Here is a 17,538-nt window from a genome sequence, read left to right on the forward strand (position 1 = left end):
TCGTTCTCATGGGCGAGAAATGGCGCGCGAACGATTTCAGGTTCTAGAGTCGCCGGCCTCATCGTCAGGGAGACGCGAATGACCCAGCTGAAATTCGAAACGCTATGGCAGAACTACCCGCGCTTCACGCCATGCACGGATCCCCGTACGGGCAGTCCGCCTGCCGGATTCACGAATCAGTGTGCGATGCGGGTCGGCCGGGCCCTTGAACTGTCCGGCGTGTCGTTCGCGTCGTTTCGCGGCAAGCGCTGTCCTTTCGGCCCGCAGCAGGGCGGATTGGTTGCCGGCGCGCAAGAACTGGCAAACTGGCTCGGGCCGTCAAGGTTCGCTGGCTGCCCATCGCACGAAACCTCTATCGGCAGCGAGGTGTTCGACAAGATCGCCGGGCGCAGCGGCATCATCTTCCTGGCCAACTACTGGCCGCGCCCAGGCGAAACCGGCACAACTCGAACCGGCGACCACATCGACCTTTGGAACGGCTCCCGCATGACCGAATATTCCAGCTGGCTGCGAGTGCACTTCGGCGTGTCGTGGGATGGCTATTGGTCGGATTTTCGAAGGGCCTCGCGAACCTTGTTCTGGGCGATTTCATGAAAAGGGTGGTGGTCCTTTTCGCATCCGGCATGGGTGGCCTCTGCCTCTGCCTGCTGGCCGTCATGCTGTCCGACGCCACACGGCTCGCGCCGCAATTCCCTGCCCCGGGCGGCGAGGACGACTTCGCCGTTCGGGCCAGCTGGTTCTTCTTCGCCGTCTGCCCTGCCTTCTTCCTGATCGGCGCGTGGATCGGCCATCGATCGCTCGGCAGTCCGAAGCGATGGCTCGCCGCCTGGACGGGCGGCGTCATCGGCACGCTGGTGGTCTTCGCCTGCGTCCGCCTGATGCAACCCGTGCTCGACACCTTGACCGAAGGCCGCACCGCCACGCATGCCGCGCTGGCCTTCTTCGCCGCGTGGGCCGTCGCAACGGCGCTCGGCGCGTGGCTCAGCGCAAGCCGAGTCGCGTCAGCTTCTTGATCAAGCCGACGCGCGAGATCCCGAGCCGCCGCGCCGCCTCGGACTGGTTGCCGCCGACCGCCGTCATCGCGTCGCGCACCAGGCGCAGCTCCAGTTCGGTCAGCGCCGCGTCCAGCGGGCCCGCGGTATCCGCGCCCGGCGCCGTGTGCTGTGCCCCGGCCACCTCGGCCGGGTCGCCGCTCGCCAGCCGCAGCAGGTCGGCATCCACCTCGCGCTGATCGGGCAGCAGCAGCGCGCCGGCCGATTCCACCACCGCCTTCAGCTCGCGCACGTTGCCCGGCCATTCGCGCGCGGCGAGCCACGCAAGCGCCCCGGCCGACAAGCCGGCGCGCGGCGCCACGCGGTGCAGGAAGCGCGTCGCGAGCACCGGCACGTCGGCCGGCCGCTCGGCCAGCGACGGCGTGCGCAGCACCACGCCCTTCAGCCGGTAGAACAGGTCTTCGCGGAACGAGCCGTCGCGCACCATCGCCTCCAGGTCGCGGTGCGTCGCCGCGACCACGCGCACCTCGGCCTTCTTCTGCACCCGCCCGCCCACCGGCACGAAGCTGCCCTCCTGCAGGAAGCGCAGCAGCTTCACCTGCATCGGCGGCGGCATCTCGCCCACCTCGTCGAGGAACAGCGTGCCGCCGTGCGCCGCCTCGACCAGGCCCGGCTGGTCGCGGTACGCGCCGGTGAAACTGCCCTTCATGTGGCCGAACAGCTCGCTCTCGAGCAGTTCGGCCGACAACGCACCGCAATGGATCGCGACGAACGGCCCGTTCGCCCGCGCACTGCAGGCGTGCAGCGCGCGCGCCACCAGTTCCTTGCCGGTGCCGGTGGGCCCGAGCACCAGCACGCTGACGCCGGTCTGCGCGACGCGCCGCACCATCGCCCGCAGCTGCGCGGTAGCCGGCGCCTGGCCGACGATGCCGAGGTCGTCGGCGGCCTGCGCAGTGCGCAGCGTCGCGATCTCGGCATCGAGCCGCGCCTTGCGCAGCGCGCGGGCGACGACGAAGCGCAGCATGTCGGGGTCGATCGGCTTGGTGAGGAAATCCCACGCACCGAGCTCGGTCGCGCGCAGCGCCAGCTCGTGCTCGCCATGGCCCGTCAGCACGACGACCGGCACACGCGCAAAGTGCGGGATCAGCTCGAGGCCGATCTCGGGGTCCATGTGCGGCGGCATCGCGAGATCGAGCAGCACCAGTTCGGGCCGCTGCCGCGCGAAGGCTTCGAGCGCCTGTTCACCATCGCCCGCGAGCGTGACCTCGTGGCCCAGCCCGCGCAGGAAGCTGCCGCCGAGGCGCTGGAACGCGGCCTCGTCGTCGACCAGCAGCACGCGACCGCGCTCGGCCGGATCGGAGGAAATCTCGTCGCTGTCACTCATGTCGTCCTCGGAAACTTCAGCGTGAAACAGGTGCGCCACGGCGCCCGCTCGGTCAGCGCGACGCTGCCGCCGTGCGCGCTCATCACGCGCGCGACGATCGCGAGGCCGAGCCCGGTGCCACCGGGGCTGCGCGACGCGAACGGCTCGAACAGCCGCTCGCGCACCTCGGCCGGCACGCCCGGCCCGTTGTCGCAGACGTGCAGCAGCAGCGCATCGGCCGTGGTCTCGGCATCGATGTGCACGCCGGCGCCGTCATGCTGCTCATCAGCCGCCGCGGTGCGCGCGTTCTCGACCAGGTTGGTCAGCGCCTGGTCGATGCGCCGCGCATCGGCGTCGACGATCAGCTCGCGGTCCAGCCCCGGGCCGAGGCTCAATGCGGGCAGGCGACGCGCCGCGGTGCGCACGTGCGCCGCCAGGTCGATCGGCGCGGTCGACAGCTTCCAGGGCTTCGCGTAGTCGAGCAGGTCGCGCGTCAGGTGCGAGATGCGCGCGACCTGGTCAGCCACCTCACGCCGGGTCTCGGCGGGCGCCAGCGCCACCGCCATCGAGATGATGTTCAGCGGATTGCGGATGTCGTGCGCGACCGTGGCCGCCAGCGAGCCCAGCTCGGCGAGGCGCGCCTGCAATTGCCGCTCGCGCTCGCGCTCGGCAATCTGGCGCGCCTGCTCGACGCGGGCCGCCGCGTCCGCGACGACGCTGCCGAACAGCTCGGCCACCTGGCGCGGGCCGGGCGGCGCGGCCTCCCAGCCGTGCAGCGTCGTGGTCCAGCCTTCGCTGCCCGCGAGGCACACCAGCGATGGTGCAGACGCAGGCGTGGCCGGTGCCTCGCCGACATGCACCTCCACCCGCGTGCCGATGCGCTGGCTCAGCAACGCCGCGGCGCGTTCGGCCAGTGCCTGTGGCGTCTCGGGCGATTGCAGCGCGAGCCGCCATGCGCCGAGGTCGGCCACCGACACTTCGCCGCCCGGGTACACCAGCCGCTCGGCGAAGCGCCGCACCGGCCCGTTCAGCGCAAGGCAGCTGGCCGCGACCGCCAGGCCGCCGATCCAGCGCGACTCGATCGGCAGCAGCGGCGTCACCGCGACGATCGCCGCGCCCAGCGCGAGCAGCAGTGCCCACACCAGCGCGCGGCGCGCCCAGGCGTTCGCGACGAACACGCCGTAGCGCAGGATGCCGTAGACGAGGATCAGCGGATAGAACGGCAGCCCGAGCAACGGGAACGGGTAGACCGGCCAGTCGAGCACCGCGATGCCGTAGCCGGTGAGGCACAGCATGCCCCACAGGCATGACGCGGTGACGGCGGCGATCTGGTTGAAGTACTGATTGAAGCCCGGCCGGCGTGCCCGCATCAGCGTGTGCAGCAGCACCGACACGCCGCCGATGCCGAGGATCACCCAGGCCAGGCTGGCGATCCAGCCGCTGAGGTTGGCGATGGCGATCCAGCCGATGTCGCGGTGCGCGACCAGGTGGCCCGGCACCAGGATCTCGGCCGCGATCGTCGAGAACGCCCCCAGCGCGTACGCGGCGGCGACACCGGCCCGGCCGATCTCGACACGGCAGAACACCAGGCAGAAGTGGAAGAAGAACGACGAGGTGAGCGGCGCGGTCGCGAGCAACGCCATCGTGATGCGCTCGACGCCGGGGCCGAACCAGTTCGGCAACTCATTGCCGGTGATCCAGATCGCGATGCCGGTCAGGAAGGCGGCCAGCAGCCGCGCCCCCGCGACCCGGTCGGCCCACCACAGCAGCACGCCTGCCAGGGCCAGGGTCTCGAACAGCGCAAAGGCCAGGGTGGCGTGGATCAGCATGTAAACCAAGTTGACGACGAGGGGTTCGCGCACTGTATACGAAGTATGCAGGTCGAAAAACAAAACTCAATCAAATCAACGGCTTGCGTGTGACGGACGGGGTGGTCCGGTTCTCGCGATAGAGAGCTTGTCAGCCACCTTCGAACAACACCATGACTGCCTTCACCGCCCTGCTTGCCCCCCGCCTTCGCCGCGCCGCTGCACCGAGCACCCCGTCGCGCGCCGCACCGCTCGACCTGGCCGCGCTGGTCGGTGCCGACGGCTGGAACCGGCTGCCGGCCGCGGTGCAACGCCGCTTCGGCTGTGCGCACGGCGACACCACCTACATCGGCCACCTGGAGCTGGGTTGCTCGCGCATCGGTGGCTGGTATGCACTGGCGACACGGCTGTTCGGCGGGCCGCTGACGGGCATCCGGGCGACAGGCGTGACGACCACGGTGCGCGTCAGCGACGACGGCCGCGGCGGTGTCGTGTGGGAGCGCTGCTTCCACCGCAACACGATGCTCGGTGCGGATCACGTGCGCACCGTGCGCTCGACGAAGCAGCTCGACCGCGACGGCCGCCTGTTCGAGCGCACCGACGGTGGCCTGAGCATGGCGCTCGACGTTTTCGAAGAACGCGGCTCGCTGGTCTTCCAGAGCCGCGGCTTCTCGCTGGTGTGGGGCCGGCTGCGCCTGCCGGTGCCGGCGCTGCTGACACCGGGCACCTGCCGCGTGATGCACACCGACCTGGGCGGCGGCTTCTTCCGCTTCACGCTGTCGATGGTGCATCCGCTGTGGGGCCAGACCTTCCATCAATCCGGCGTGTTCGCCGATCCGCACACCGACCTTTGAGAGAACCTGCGATGAACACACTCTTTCTGCTTCTGTCCGTCCAGGCCCTGATGGGCGCCTTCGACAACCTGTGGCACCACGAACTGCAGGCGCGCTTGCCGCAACGCGCCTCGGCGCGCTACGAGCTCACGCTGCACGCCGCGCGCGAGGCGATCTACGGCGTCGTGTTCATCGGGCTGGGCTGGTTCGAATGGCGCGGTGCGTTCGCCGCGGCGATGGCCGGGCTGCTGGCGACCGAGGTGGTGATCACGCTGGCGGATTTCCTGGAGGAAGACCGCACGCGTGCGCTGCCGCCGTTCGAGCGGCTGCTGCACACGCTGCTGACGATCGGCTACGGCGCCTTCATCGCGCTGATCGCACCGGTGCTGTGGGGCTGGTCGCAGCAGCCGAGCACGCTGGTGCTCACGCCGCACGGCGCGCAGGCGTGGGTGTCGTGGCTGTTCACGCTGTACGGCGTCGGCGTGCTGGCGTGGAGCCTGCGCAATGCGCTGGCGGTGCGGCAGCTTGGCCGCGTGCAGCCGGCGCCTGCGGCGACGCCGCAGCCCTCGCACCGGATCGAGCCGGCGGTGCTCGTCACCGGCGCGACCGGCTTCGTCGGCAGCGCGCTGGTGGCCTCGTTGCGGCGCGACGGCCGCCGCGTGATCGCGCTGTCGCGCGACCTGCGGCAGGCGCGCGCCACGTTCGGTCCGGGCGTGTGGGTGGTCGACAGCCTGGAGGCGATTCCGTCGGAGACGCGCATCGACGCGGTCGTCCACCTGGCCGGTGCGCGGGTGCTCGGCCTGCCGTGGACCGCGGCGCGGCGGCATGAACTGCTGACCAGCCGCGTCGGCGTGACGGCCGCGCTGCTAGGGCTGATGCGGCGCCTGCAGCAGGCGCCGCGCGTGATGGTGAGCGCGTCGGCGGTGGGGTTCTATGGGGCGTCGCCGGAGGGCGCGTTCGAGCCGCTGGACGAGACGGGCCCGGCACGCGCCGGCGAGTTCCAGTCCGACCTGTGCGCGGCGATCGAGCACGAGGCACGACGTGCCGAGGCGCTGGGCGTGCGCGTCGTGCGGATGCGCTTCGGCGTGGTGCTCGGGCGCGGTGACGGCGCGTACCCGATGCTGGCACTGGCTGCGCGGCTCGGGCTGGGTGCGGTGCTCGGCAGCGGGCGGCAGGCGGCGCCATGGATCCACCTGGATGACGCGGTCGGAATGATCCGCTTCGCGATGGCCCGGAATGACGTCGACGGTGCAGTGAACGCCGTCGCACCCGAGACCTTGCCGCAAGCGGCGTTCGCCTCGGCCACGGCGGCGTCGTTCGGCCGCCGCGTATGGCTGCACATGCCGGCCGCACCGATGCGCGCGCTGGCGGGCGAGATGTCGACGCTGCTGCTCGACGGGCAGAACGCGGTGCCGCGCGCTGCGCTGGCGGCGGGCTACAGGTTCAGGTTTGCCGCGCTTGGTGCGGCGCTGGCCGATCTGGCTGGTGTCGGCGCGCTGCTCAGAGCCTCGCCCCCGACGACATCGCCACCGAGAGCAAGGTCCCTGTCTGCTCAAGACCATCACGACGCAAGGCGTCGAGCATTGCCTGTGGATCAGGCCGTGACGTCAGGTCCTGCCGGAAGTGCCGAAATGCCGCGATGAAGCCGGCCTTGGACCTTGAGAGCAGATCCGAGAGAAAGTCGTCGGGCCGCCGCACCTCGATGCCCATCGCCTGCAGAGTCCAGGTAGACGAGCAAGCCCCGCGTTGTTGCGGCAAACAACGTGTCTGCGTCGGCCACCACAGGATTCACGGTGCGCCGAAAATCTCGTCGTCGAGATCACCCGCGAGTCGCTTCAATGCCTTGGCCTGACGCAAGCGTTCCGCAGATTGCCATGCAAGGACGTTGCTCCTGAGCACCCGGCGCTGATTGCCGACGCGTTGATGCAACGCGATGGCGCCGCCGTCGATCAACCGAACCACGAACGGACGCGACACACCCAGCAACTTGGCCGCCTGTTCGGTGGTCAGCACGTCATCCGGCCGCGTTGCGCTTTCGCCGGTGGTGCTCGTACTCGCAGAAAGTTCAGCACCGGCGCCTTGCAGCGCGTCCGACAGATCGCGCTGAAGCGCCATCCGAGTCGCAGGTGTCAAACGGACGTGCCGTCCGATGATCGAAATCAGACGATCGGTCGGCACTGACACACGCAGCACCAGTTGTGTCTCACCCAGGGGTGGCAATGCGGAGCGCTGCGATGCCGACCTGCGGGCGTTGGTGGAGGACTTGGAATTCACGCCCCGATCGTACTCGAATCACTCGAAATACACGAAACGCCCGCTCTGCTGAGCAGCCTGCCGGTCCGTCACGCCAACGGCGCCAGCAACGCCTTCAAATCCGCCTCGCTGAACTTCACCGTTGCCTCGCCGTCGACACCCAGCACGCCTTCGGCCAGCGCCTCCTTGCGTTGCTGCAGCGCCAGCATGCGCTCCTCGATGCTGCCTTCCACCACCAGCTTGTAGACGAACACCGGTTGGTCCTGGCCGATGCGGTGGGCGCGCGCGGTCGCCTGCTGCTCCACCGCCGGGTTCCACCACGGGTCGAGGTGGATCACGGTGTCGGCGGCCGTCAGGTTCAAGCCGACCCCGCCGGCCTTCAGGCTCAGCAGCATCAGCGGCCGTTCGCGCTGCTGGAAGCGCCGCACCACGTCGCCGCGCTCGGCCGGCGGCGTCTCGCCGGTCAGCGTCAGGTGCGGCAGGTTCAGCGCGTTCAGTTCGTCGGCCACCAGCCCGAGCATCTCGGTGAACTGCGAGAACACCAGGATGCGCCGGCCTTCCTCCAGCAACTCCGGCAGCGTCGCGCGCAGCCACTCCAGCTTCGCGCGCTCCATCGTCGGCGCCATCGCGGTGCCCTTCAGCAGGTACGGGTCGCAGCAGACCTGCCGCAGCTTCAGCAGCGCATCGAGAATGCTGATCTGCGCGCCGCCAAAGCCGGTGCGCTTCAGCAGCCGCCGCACCAGCTCGTCGGCGGCCACGCGCACGCTCTCGTACAGCGCGCGCTGCTGGCCTTCGAGCTGCACGCGGTGGACGATCTCGGTCAAGGGCTTCAGCTCGGTCGCGACCTCGTCCTTGCGGCGCCGCAGGATGAAGGGCCGCACGCGCTGCGCCAGCAACTGCGCGCGCAGCGTCTCGCCCTGCGTCTCGATCGGCTTGCGCCAAGTTCTCTCGAAAGAGCGAGAGTCGCCGAGGAAGCCCGGCATCAGGAAATCGAAATGCGCCCACAGCTCGCCAAGGTGGTTTTCGAGCGGCGTGCCGGTCACGCACAGCCGGTGGCGCGATTGCAGCCGGCGCAGCGCGGTGGCCGCGCGGCTGGCGGCGTTCTTCACCATCTGCGCTTCATCGAGCACCACCAGGTGCCAGGGCTGCTGCGCGAGCGTGCCGATGTCGCGCCACAGCAGCGGGTAGGTCGTCAGCACCAAGTCGTGGCCAGCGGCATCGCCGAAGCGCTTCGATCGGTCGGCGCCCTGCAGCGTCAGCACGCGCAGTGCGGGCGCGATGCGTGCCGCCTCGGCCTGCCAGTTCGCGATCAGCGAGGTCGGCAGCACCACGAGGGCCGGCAGGTCGAGCCGACCGGCCTGCTGCTCGATCAACAGGTGGGCCAGCACCTGCGCCGTCTTGCCGAGCCCCATGTCGTCGGCCAGGATGCCGGCGAGGTGCTGCTCACGCAGGTACTGCAGCCAGGCCACGCCGTGCCGCTGGTACGCGCGCAGGTCGAGCCCGAGGCCGGCGGGCGACTCCACCGGCGGCGGCGTGCCGGCCGCGCGCAGCCGCTGCGTCAGCTCGGTCAGGCCGGCATCGCCCTGCAGCTGCCAGCGGCCGTGCTCGCCGGCGCGCGCCGCCTGCGTGTCCATCAGGCTGAGCCGCAGCGCCTCGATGCGCTGGGCCTCCCAGTTGGACAGCTTCATCGGGCCTTCCTGCCGCTTCGGATCGGTCAGCAGGTCGAGCATCGCGCTGACGATGGCCTTCAGCGGGCCGGCCGGCGATTCGATGCCGCGCCCGCCCTTGCCCCGGCGCAGCATCACGATCTTGTCGTCGGGGATGTCTGCGACCTGCTGCGCGTCGAGCCAGCGCGGCTCGCGCTTGAACAGGTCGACCAGCAGCGGCGCCAGGTCGACCGGCTCGCCGTCGACCTCGATCCCGAGGCTCACCATGAACGAGCCCTCGCGCTTGGGCTGGGCCAGCGACGCGAGCGGCACCTGGTGGCGCGACGGTGCGTCGACCAGCTCGCGCCCCTGCTCGGCGCCGGTGAGCGGATCGATCAGCAACCGCCAGCGCTCCACCGGCGAGCTCATGTGCGCGAAGCCCGGCGCCACCACCACCGACCAGCCGAGGCCCTGCAGGCGCGGCACCTGGTCGAGCCAGAAGGCGCCGAACTGCACTTCTTCGGGCAGGGTCCACAGCTGCGGATGGCCCTCGCCGGCTTCGGCGCTGCGCCACTGCAGCGCCTGCATCGGCAGCGGGCGCAAGCCGGTGGACCACAGCAGGTCCATCGCATCGGCCTCGCCGGCCAGGTCGCGCTCGAGCACCACGCGCTCGTTCCACGCGCCGCGCAACAGCTCGGTCGGCGACGGCCGCTTGCCGAGCACGCTGGTCGGCGCCGGCGTTTCCCAGAGCAGGCCGGGCGCGGCCTCGTAGGTCCACTCGATGCGCGCGACGCTGAGCTTCTGGCTGCGCGGGCCGAAGCCGTTCATCGCGCGCATGCCGAGCAGGCCGTCGCCGCGGGTCAGGGTTTGCAGGGAGAGGCGGGGGCGCAGCGGGACGGTGGTGGGCGGGTCGGAGGGCAAGGGCATGCCTGCATTCTCACAGGCACTTCGCTCAGCGCGGATGGCTCAGCGCGGCTTGTCCAGCTGCCACTGCAGGTGCGCCCGCACCGCCGGCCACTCGGCGCGCGTGATGCTGTAGACGCAGGTGTCGCGCAGCAGCCCGTTGGGCATGCGCTGGTGGCTGCGCAGGATGCCGTCGAGCTTGGCGCCCAGGCGTTCGATCGCGCGTCGGCTCTGCTGGTTGAAGAAGTTGGTGCGGAACTCGACCGCGATGGCCTCCTCGGCGAACGCATGCGTCAGCAGCAGCAGCTTGCATTCGGTGTTGAAGCCGCTGCGCTGCACGCTCGCCGCCGTCCAGGTGGAGCCGATCTCGACACGCTGGTTCACCGCGTCGATGTTCATGAAGGTCGTCATGCCGACGATGCGGCCCGCGGCATCGCGCGTCGTGAACGGCAGCATCGAGCCCTTGCGCTGCAGGTCGAGGCGGCGCTCTATCTCGGCCCGCATCGCCTGCGGCGCCGGGATCGCGGTGTACCAGAGGTTCCACAGCTCTCCGTCGCTGACGGCGGCGATCAGGTCCCGCTCGTGGTCGATGGAGAGCGGCTCGAGCGAACCGTGCGAGCCTTGCAGTCGGAGGGGGGTGAGCCAGGTCATCGTCGTCGTCCTTGCGGGAGGTTCGGTTCAGGGTGCTCTACAGTAGCGCCGGTGTGGCACCTTGAAAAGCGCCACGCATGGCGATTTTCATGGAGCCACGATGACAACCCACGTGCCGCAGGCCCTGCTCGATGCGCCGCTCTCGCGCGAGCGCGGCCCGGCCTCGCTGCAACGCCAGCTGCACGACCGGCTGAAGCACGCGATCCTCGGTGCAACGCTGGCGCCGGGCACCCGCCTGCCGGGTTCGCGGGCCCTCGCCGAGGCGCTCGGGATTTCGCGCAACACCGTGACGGCTGTGTACGACCTGCTCGCGGCCGAAGGCTACCTGCTGCCCGATCGACAGGGCACGCGCGTCGCGGCGCTGACCCGGCCGGCTCGCACTGCCCGTACAGCGCAAGGCAAGCCGGTGCAGCACGCCGCACCGGCGGCACCGCCTGCGATCGCCCGGCGCCTGTCGCCTATCCAGTCCGAGCCCGCACAGACCGATGGCGATGCGGCGTTGCGCCCCGGCGTGCCCGCACTGGCGCAGTTCCCGCTGGCCGAATGGCGCCGGGCACTCGATCGCGCGATGGGCCGCGCCGGTCCGTCGACGCTGGGCTATGGCAACCCGCTCGGCGAACCGGCGCTGCGCCGCTCGATCGCCCGCCACCTGAGCGTCGCGCGCGGCGTGCGCTGCGAGGCCGAACAGGTCGTCGTCACCGAAGGCGCGATGGAGGCGCTGGCGCTGTGCGCGCGGCTGCTGACGAACCCCGGAGACACCGTGTGGGTCGAGGACCCTGGCTACCGCGGCGCCCGCACCGCGATGCATGCGGCCGACCTGCAGATCGTGCCGATGCGCGTCGATGCCGAAGGGCTGTGCGTGCGCGAGAGCGACTGGGCCGCGCGGCCGCCGCGGCTGATCTACGCGACGCCGTCGCACCAGTACCCGTCGGGCGCGGTGATGAGCGCGGCGCGCCGGCTCGACCTGATCGCGCAGGCGCAACGCCATGGCGCGTGGATCATCGAGGACGACTACGACAGCGAGTTCCGCCACGCCGGCGAGCCGATCGGCGCGATGCAGGGCCTGGTCGCGCAGGCGCCGGTGCTGTACGTGGGCACCTTCAGCAAGACGATGTTCCCGTCGCTGCGGCTGGGCTTCCTGGTGCTGCCGGAGGCGCTCGCCGCGAGGCTGCAGGCGCCGCTCGGGCAACTGCTGCGCGGTGGGCATCGGCACGAGCAGCTGGCGCTCGGCGATTTCATCGAGAGCGGTGCGTTCGGCCGGCACCTGGGGCGCATGCGGCGGCTGTACCGCGAGCGGCAGGTCGCATTGCGCGAGGCGCTGTCGCGCCACCTGCGCGTGCCGCATGCGATCGACGGCGGGCATTGCGGCATGCACCTCACGGTGCGGCTGCCGGGCGAGTACACCGATGCCCGCATCGCCGCCGCAGCGCTGCGGCACGGAATGGCGCCGGCGGCACTGTCGAGCTTTGCGCTGCAGCCCTCGGCCGACGACAACGGGCTCGTGCTCGGCTATGGCAACACGCCGGCGGAGCGCTTCGAGGCGCTGGTGAAGAAGCTGTCGCAACTGGCGCGCGCTGCCGCGGCGGATGCCGTCTGACCGTTCGGGCTGAGCTTGTCGAAGCCCTGGCTCGATGCGAGCAGACCCTTCGACAGGCTCAGGGCGAACGGATTTGCGGCGCCGCCTTCGATCACACCGGCGTGCGCAGCCGCAACTCCGGCGCCGGCATCGGCTTGTACGGCTGCCGCGCGTCGTTGACCCGGAACCGCTCCTCCAACTGCTCGATGCCCGCCAGCAAGGCCTGCAGCTGCTCGGCCTCTTCATCGCTCAACGCGCGTGCGCCGTCATCGCCACCCCTCAGCGGAGGCCCGTGCCTGGCATCATCGATCGCCTCCCCCATCGGCACCGCATGCGCCTGGCTCGCTGCCGCCGAGGCCGCGCCCTTCAACCAGCCGCGCAGCCCGACCAGCAGCGCCTGCAGCCGCACCCAGCGCTGCTCCTGCCACGCCGGCGTCGCACGCTCGCCCGGCGCATCGGCATAGCGCTCGACGAACAACTTGCCGCTCGCCGTACCGTAGCGCCGTGCCATCCGCAGGATGCGCTTGCGTGGCATGCCGATGTGCAGCTCGCCCTCGCCCGGCCGCAGCGCGAGCCGTGCGACGCGGTTGCGCGCGGTGGCCAGGCGCATCGCGCTGTGGTCCTGCCAGTCCTTCGCGGTCAGGCCGGCCGCCAGCAGGAAGCCCGCGAGAAAACCCAGCGGCTTGTCCGCACGCTCGCGCGCCTGCACCGGCGTGCCGGGGTCGGTCGGGTCGAAACGCTGCCAGCTGTCGCGGCTGCCCTGCAGGTGCGTCTCGGGCAGCCACACGAACACGTTGCGCCGGAACGGGTTGCGCTGGCCCAGCCACAGCCCGAAGGTCGGCCAGCGCGGCACCGCCGCATCGAACAGGTGGATCGGGAAGTTCGAGCACAGCCCGCCATCGGAGAACCAGCAGCGCTTCAGCTGCCGGTCCTTGCGCGGCATCTCGTGGTCGACCGCCCACAGCGGCACCGCCGAGAACAGCAGCGGAAAGCTCAGGCTCAGGCGCGCCGCGACGAGGATCGGCAGGTCGCCGCGCGGCAGCTCCAGCAGCCCTTCACTCTTCGCGGCCTCACCGGCCGGCGGGTCGAACTCGCTGGCCGGCGCATAGGGCCGCGCCACCTTCACCATCGCGTCGACCACGCGGTCCGGAAAGAACAGCCGCAGCGCCTCGGGCTCGAAGTACACGCGGTCGGTCTCGTCCTGCAGCGGCAGCCGGTACGGCCGGCCGTGCGTCACGTTGGTCGTGATCAGCTCCAGGTTGATCGAGCGCAGCCGGCGCTCGTCGCCATCGCGCACCGCCACGCGCGGCGCGCCCGGCGAGGCCGGCGCCGACCACAGGTCGCGGAAGGTCAATGGTGCGTCCTCGCGGCCGAGGCCGGCGGCCAACTGGATGCCCTTGTCCAGCCATTCGACGAGACCGGGGTCGGTCTTCGGGTCGCGGCCCGGTTGCGTCTTGCCGCGGCACAGCCCGAGGTCGTTCTTCACCAGGCCCTTGATCAGATCCGGCCGAAGACCCAGCCAGACGACAGCCAGCAAGGCGCAGACCGGTATGGTCAGCAGCAACCCTGCCCCATTGCCCCGACCGATCAACAGCCCGAGGGCGGCGCCCCAAAGGGCCGGCACGCGGTAGCTGGACAAGATCGGCCACAGCAACCGCAGCCAGCGTGGCACCCGGCTGCGGCGTGTCTCGCCATAGATGTCGACCGCGCCCACGAACAGGTCGAACAAGCGCTGCCCGTCGGGCGCCGGCTGGAACAGCGACAGCATCTTCGTGCGCAGCCCGCGCGGCCCGGGCTTCGCCAGATCGCCCGGCGCGCGCCGCAGCACCTCGAAGCCATCGTCGTAGCCGTTGCGCCGCCCGTACTCCGCCGCCGCCGCGAGCGCCGCCGCCATCGCACCCACCGACGTACCGCCGATGCTCTTGAAGCGGAATGCCCGCGCGATCTCGAGGATCGCCCACGGGTAGACGACGCCGCTCGCGACACCTCCCGTCAGCACCAGGTCGCAGAAGCGATCGGCGGGCGGGCGCTCGGTCAGCGGCTCGGGCAGTTCGACGAAGTCTTCTCCGGTGTCGAGCGGCGCGCTCTTTTGCACCGTCATTCGAAGGCTTCCCGGTCCACCTCGTCGACCCACAGGTGGCCGTGGTCCTCGGTCGCGAGCTGTTCCAGGCCGTCGCTCGTCGGGTACAGCAGGTAGGCGGTGCCGCGCGTGCGCACGAACGGTTTCAGGCCCTTGAACTCCGTCACGCCGACGCGCTTCATCGCATCGCCCGGCAGCACGAAGTTCGCATCGGGATCCTCATGGTGCGAGGCCAGCGGATCCTTCGCACGGCCCTCGTCGAGGTTGCCCATCGGCACACGGTCGGCCCATTCGCCGAGCAGGTGCTCGAACTGGTTCTCGATGCTGCTGCAGAAGAACAGGCCGAGCAGGCCGCGCTCGGCATCGGCCGATTTGTCTTCCTCCCACGTTCTCCCGTAAGGCGCACCACGACGCAGCAGCGGGCGATGCCGCCGCTGGTGCGCGATCTCGCCGCCACGCGGGTTCATGCGGCGGACGTGGGCCCCGAACGGGCAGCCCTCGCCTTTCGCGTCGCTCTCGTAGTTGAAATCACCTTCGGGCTCGCCGACAGGTTCCTGCGTCTCGGGGTGGATGCGCTGACCGTCCCGAAAGCGGCCACACAGTTTGGCCCGCACGAGCTCGATCGCCGAGGCTTCCTTGATCGCACCACCGCTGCCTTTGACGATCCGCTTGGCCTGCTCCTCCAGGTAGCCGCGGAACGCCGGCTCGTCCTGCTCCATCTGCCGCAGCACGCCAAAGCTCGCCTCGCAGAAGAACGACCTGACGGCCTGCGGCTGCGCGGCCAACGCCCACGGGTTCGCGCCGCCGTCGTCCGGGTGGCCGAGCAGGAACTCGCCGGGGTTGTGCATCGAGACCGGCAACAGCGTCCCCGTCCGGTTCGGATCATCCGACCAGCCGCGGATGCCCACCTTCGACAGGCCGTCGCGATAGCCGAAGTGCACCCAGCGCTCCTCCGTCTTGCCGTGCGTGAAGTTCTCACCCCGCAACGGTTTCTCGGCCACTCGCACATCGAACTCGCCGGCCAGTCCGCGCACGCGCTCCACCAGCTTGGCAGCGCACGCATCGTCCTTGTAGTGAAGGCTGATCACGGCATGCAGCGCTTCAAGCTGAAAGTCGCTGTCCCAGCGATCCGGTGCACTCGATCCCGTGTCGCCCAGCCGCGTGGCGGCCTGCACCGGCGCGCCGAGGTGGAACGACGGTGCGAGCTTCTGCAGCACCAGCTGCACGTGGCAAGGCAGGCCCAGCGCTTCCAGCCCGCGGTAGGTGAAGCCGACGCTGAGCTGGGGATCCGAATCGGGATCGCGCGCCCGCGACGTGTATGTCACGTCCTTGCTCAGCTTCCTGAGGAACCTGCGCGCCGGCGAGCCCTTCCCGTTGAACTTGAGCAGCAAGTGCTGCACTCCCAGTTGCTTCGGCGTGCACAGCACGATGCGCTGCACATGGTCGAAGTGATCGCCCCACGGCGTGCGTGACGTGGCCGGCTTGCGCGGAGGGCTCTTCATGGCTCGATCGCCAGCACGCGCCGGATCTGCGCCGTCTCGGCGGCCGGGTAGGCGCTGAAGAAGTAGCCCGCCGCCACCGGCCGGTCATTGCGGCGGATCAGGTCGATGAAGGCGCCGGGGTACTTGTTGACCGGCATCGGCGGCGGGTCTTCGATGTGCTCGAAGATCTTGTCGAACAGCTCGCCCACCGCCAGCGCGAAATGCTCGATGTACGACTCGAACAGCCCGTCGTACACCGTGTGCAGCACCAGCCGGTTGTCGTTCTCGATGAACTCGAACCACGCGAAATGGATGTGCCGCGATTCGCGAAGCGCCCACTCGATGCGGGGCGCGCCGGCGCGGATCACCAAACGCAGCATCTCGGCATGCACGGCGATCGGCGACTTCACGCGCATCGACACGTTCAGCGCATGCTGGCGGTCGAGCCGGCAGCTCAGCGGATAACGCTTGCAGGTGAAGCCCCAACGGCGCTCCAGGCCCGCCACCGTGCCGTCTTCCGGGTCGATCGCCTCGGCCAGGCCGCGCAGCAGCAGCACGCGGCGCACGATCTCGCTGACCAGCGGCCGCACGAGCATGTTGCCGATGCACGAATGCAGACCGTGCGGCGACGGGCCGCCGTCCAGGCCGAAGATCAGCGGATGAGCTTCGGCCGGCGGCTTCGTGGAAACCTCTCCCTTGCCATCGAACGCACCCTGGAAAACCGTGCCCTCGGCACGCAAAGCCGCGACGATGGACAGCACGCACTCGTTGTTCTTCGCCAGCCTTGCCTTGCCCGGCAGCTCGATGTCCGCGGTCACCCGGCGCGGCAGGTAGGCGGCCGGCGGGTTCAGGCGCAGCGCCTCGGCAATCCACGGCCACAGGTCCAGCGGATCTTCCTTGTCGCGCAGCTTGTTGCGCAGCGGCTCGACCAGCCCGTTGCGGAAGAACTCGTACAGGGCCGAGCACACCGCCGCCTGCACGTTGCCGACCATGCCGGCCATCACGCCGACCACCATCACGCCGAGTTCCTCGCCGCTGAGGTCGCCGGCATCGCGCGCGAGGAGTTGCATCGCCGGATCGAAGCCGTGCACCAGGTCGATCCGCAGGTCCACACCGGTCGGGAGGTTCTCCGGATCGCGCTGGTACTCGTCGATCAGCTCGCAGGAGCGCGCAAACAGCAGGCCCATCGCGTCGCGGGCCACCGCCAGCGGCACCGGATCACTGACGAAATGCCGGCCCAGGATCTGGTGCGTCAACGCCATGTAGGCGCCCCGCAGCGCCTTCTCCAGCAACGGATAGTCGCCGGTCGCGAAGCCGAACAACCGGCTGCAGAAGCGCAGCGCGGCCTGCTCGGCCAACTCCGCGAGGTCGAAGTGCGGCGCGCGCAGCGAGATCGGCGCCGCTTCGTCGAACGCCAGCGCGGCCAGCTGCGACACGGTCGATCCGGAGTAGCCCAGCGCGACCTTCGCCGCTTCGCGCTGGCGCCTGCGCATCTTCTCGTCGTCGAGCCCGAGCAGGAAGGTGCCGGAGCCCAGCTTGTTGTACGCCTCGTTGCTGAAGGCCTTGCCTTCATTGCGCAGCACGAACGCGATGTCTTCGGCCCGCATCACCAGGTGCACGTTCTTGTGCCCGAACGTCGGGTCTTCCCCTGCCAGGCTGTCCTTGGGCTCGTACTCGCTCAGGTGGTGGATCGCGCGGCTGCGAAAGGTCAGCACGCCCTTCAAGTCCGAGCGTTTCAGCAGCGCCTCGAACAGCGCATCGCGCTGCGCCGGCAGGCTCTGCGGATCGTGCGGCCGCAGGTCTCGCCAATCGCACAGCCAGTCGAACAGCATGCGGTTGCGCACGTAGTCGGTCGCCTGTGCGTCGGACCAGGTCGGCAGGCCCTTCTCGACCGACCCGGGCCGGAACTTCCTGTTGGTCGTCATCACCGCCTCCCCGCGTTGCCGCGTCAA

The 17,538-nt window shown here is 70.1% G+C and carries 13 protein-coding genes; 5 read left to right on the plus strand and 8 right to left on the minus strand.

The genetic code is table 11. The features are described from left to right. The first annotated feature begins 78 nt into the window (after positions 1 to 78). Positions 79 to 594, plus strand: a complete 516-nt coding sequence (locus tag BUE42_RS08710) for a type VI secretion system amidase effector protein Tae4 (RefSeq protein ID WP_073464303.1) — start codon at positions 79 to 81, stop codon at positions 592 to 594. After that, entirely contained in the window at positions 591 to 1,013 is a 423-nt protein-coding gene (locus BUE42_RS08715) for a hypothetical protein (RefSeq protein WP_143171387.1), read from the plus strand. The genes BUE42_RS08710 and BUE42_RS08715 overlap by 4 nt, the downstream gene beginning before the upstream one ends. Here the strand turns inward: BUE42_RS08715 and BUE42_RS08720 are convergent. Next, the gene (locus tag BUE42_RS08720) at positions 982 to 2,376 is read right to left on the minus strand and encodes a sigma-54-dependent transcriptional regulator (RefSeq protein ID WP_073464308.1); all 1,395 of its coding nucleotides are present in this window, start codon (positions 2,374 to 2,376) and stop codon (positions 982 to 984) included. The genes BUE42_RS08715 and BUE42_RS08720 overlap by 32 nt on opposite strands. After that, complete coding sequence (locus BUE42_RS08725; protein WP_073464311.1) at positions 2,373 to 4,184, minus strand: sensor histidine kinase; 1,812 nt, start codon at positions 4,182 to 4,184, stop codon at positions 2,373 to 2,375. Before BUE42_RS08725 ends, BUE42_RS08720 begins: the two co-directional genes overlap by 4 nt. 152 nt (positions 4,185 to 4,336) lie before the next feature. On the opposite strand from BUE42_RS08725, the gene BUE42_RS08730 reads away from it, so the two are divergent. Both BUE42_RS08730 and BUE42_RS08735 read left to right on the plus strand, forming a co-directional pair. Beyond that, a complete protein-coding gene (locus tag BUE42_RS08730) occupies positions 4,337 to 5,017 on the plus strand; it encodes a DUF4166 domain-containing protein (RefSeq protein ID WP_083613988.1) in 681 nt (226 codons plus the stop codon). 11 nt (positions 5,018 to 5,028) lie between these two features. Beyond that, positions 5,029 to 6,639: a TIGR01777 family oxidoreductase gene (locus BUE42_RS08735; protein WP_083613989.1), complete on the plus strand. Its 1,611-nt coding sequence runs from the start codon at positions 5,029 to 5,031 to the stop codon at positions 6,637 to 6,639. 145 nt (positions 6,640 to 6,784) lie between these two features. On the opposite strand, the gene BUE42_RS08740 is transcribed toward BUE42_RS08735, so the two are convergent. The 3 genes from BUE42_RS08740 to BUE42_RS08750 all read right to left on the minus strand — a co-directional run bounded on the left by BUE42_RS08740 (position 6,785) and on the right by BUE42_RS08750 (position 10,449). Continuing rightward, complete coding sequence (locus tag BUE42_RS08740) at positions 6,785 to 7,270, minus strand: helix-turn-helix domain-containing protein (RefSeq protein WP_235002200.1); 486 nt, start codon at positions 7,268 to 7,270, stop codon at positions 6,785 to 6,787. Positions 7,271 to 7,338: 68 nt separating this feature from the next. Then, on the minus strand, positions 7,339 to 9,822 hold the full coding sequence (locus tag BUE42_RS08745) for a DEAD/DEAH box helicase (protein ID WP_073464315.1): 2,484 nt from the start codon (positions 9,820 to 9,822) through the stop codon (positions 7,339 to 7,341). Positions 9,823 to 9,861: 39 nt separating this feature from the next. After that, the gene (locus BUE42_RS08750) at positions 9,862 to 10,449 is read right to left on the minus strand and encodes a GNAT family N-acetyltransferase (RefSeq protein WP_073464318.1); all 588 of its coding nucleotides are present in this window, start codon (positions 10,447 to 10,449) and stop codon (positions 9,862 to 9,864) included. 100 nt (positions 10,450 to 10,549) lie between these two features. Between BUE42_RS08750 and BUE42_RS08755 the strand changes: the two genes are divergently transcribed. After that, on the plus strand, positions 10,550 to 12,046 hold the full coding sequence (locus BUE42_RS08755; protein ID WP_073464320.1) for a MocR-like pyridoxine biosynthesis transcription factor PdxR: 1,497 nt from the start codon (positions 10,550 to 10,552) through the stop codon (positions 12,044 to 12,046). A gap of 91 nt (positions 12,047 to 12,137) precedes the next feature. Here BUE42_RS08755 and BUE42_RS08760 read toward each other — a convergent pair whose 3' ends face one another. Genes BUE42_RS08760 through BUE42_RS08770 form a run of 3 tightly spaced genes read right to left on the minus strand, consistent with a single transcriptional unit; the run spans position 12,138 to position 17,511 of the window. Next, on the minus strand, positions 12,138 to 14,126 hold the full coding sequence (locus tag BUE42_RS08760) for a patatin-like phospholipase domain-containing protein (RefSeq protein ID WP_083613991.1): 1,989 nt from the start codon (positions 14,124 to 14,126) through the stop codon (positions 12,138 to 12,140). Next, entirely contained in the window at positions 14,123 to 15,607 is a 1,485-nt protein-coding gene (locus BUE42_RS08765) for a Dyp-type peroxidase (protein WP_073464324.1), read from the minus strand. Before BUE42_RS08765 ends, BUE42_RS08760 begins: the two co-directional genes overlap by 4 nt. Continuing rightward, the gene (locus BUE42_RS08770) at positions 15,604 to 17,511 is read right to left on the minus strand and encodes a cytochrome P450 family protein (RefSeq protein ID WP_073464326.1); all 1,908 of its coding nucleotides are present in this window, start codon (positions 17,509 to 17,511) and stop codon (positions 15,604 to 15,606) included. Before BUE42_RS08770 ends, BUE42_RS08765 begins: the two co-directional genes overlap by 4 nt. Positions 17,512 to 17,538: the final 27 nt, after the last annotated feature.

The organism is Rhizobacter sp. OV335, assembly GCF_900142965.1.
Classification (GTDB): Bacteria; Pseudomonadota; Gammaproteobacteria; order Burkholderiales; family Burkholderiaceae_C; genus Rhizobacter.

Bases quoted from the DNA above. Each gene is read 5' to 3' on its own strand.
- BUE42_RS08720 (WP_073464308.1), bottom strand. From the start codon at position 2,376: ATGAGTGACAGCGACGAGATTTCCTCCGATCCGGCCGAGCGCGGTCGC.
- BUE42_RS08745 (WP_073464315.1), bottom strand. From the start codon at position 9,822: ATGCCCTTGCCCTCCGACCCGCCCACCACCGTCCCGCTGCGCCCCCGC.
- BUE42_RS08710 (WP_073464303.1), top strand. From the start codon at position 79: ATGACCCAGCTGAAATTCGAAACGCTATGGCAGAACTACCCGCGCTTC.
- BUE42_RS08715 (WP_143171387.1), top strand. From the start codon at position 591: ATGAAAAGGGTGGTGGTCCTTTTCGCATCCGGCATGGGTGGCCTCTGC.
- BUE42_RS08770 (WP_073464326.1), bottom strand. From the start codon at position 17,511: ATGACGACCAACAGGAAGTTCCGGCCCGGGTCGGTCGAGAAGGGCCTG.
- BUE42_RS08755 (WP_073464320.1), top strand. From the start codon at position 10,550: ATGACAACCCACGTGCCGCAGGCCCTGCTCGATGCGCCGCTCTCGCGC.
- BUE42_RS08725 (WP_073464311.1), bottom strand. From the start codon at position 4,184: ATGCTGATCCACGCCACCCTGGCCTTTGCGCTGTTCGAGACCCTGGCC.
- BUE42_RS08760 (WP_083613991.1), bottom strand. From the start codon at position 14,126: ATGACGGTGCAAAAGAGCGCGCCGCTCGACACCGGAGAAGACTTCGTC.
- BUE42_RS08730 (WP_083613988.1), top strand. From the start codon at position 4,337: ATGACTGCCTTCACCGCCCTGCTTGCCCCCCGCCTTCGCCGCGCCGCT.
- BUE42_RS08735 (WP_083613989.1), top strand. From the start codon at position 5,029: ATGAACACACTCTTTCTGCTTCTGTCCGTCCAGGCCCTGATGGGCGCC.
- BUE42_RS08765 (WP_073464324.1), bottom strand. From the start codon at position 15,607: ATGAAGAGCCCTCCGCGCAAGCCGGCCACGTCACGCACGCCGTGGGGC.
- BUE42_RS08750 (WP_073464318.1), bottom strand. From the start codon at position 10,449: ATGACCTGGCTCACCCCCCTCCGACTGCAAGGCTCGCACGGTTCGCTC.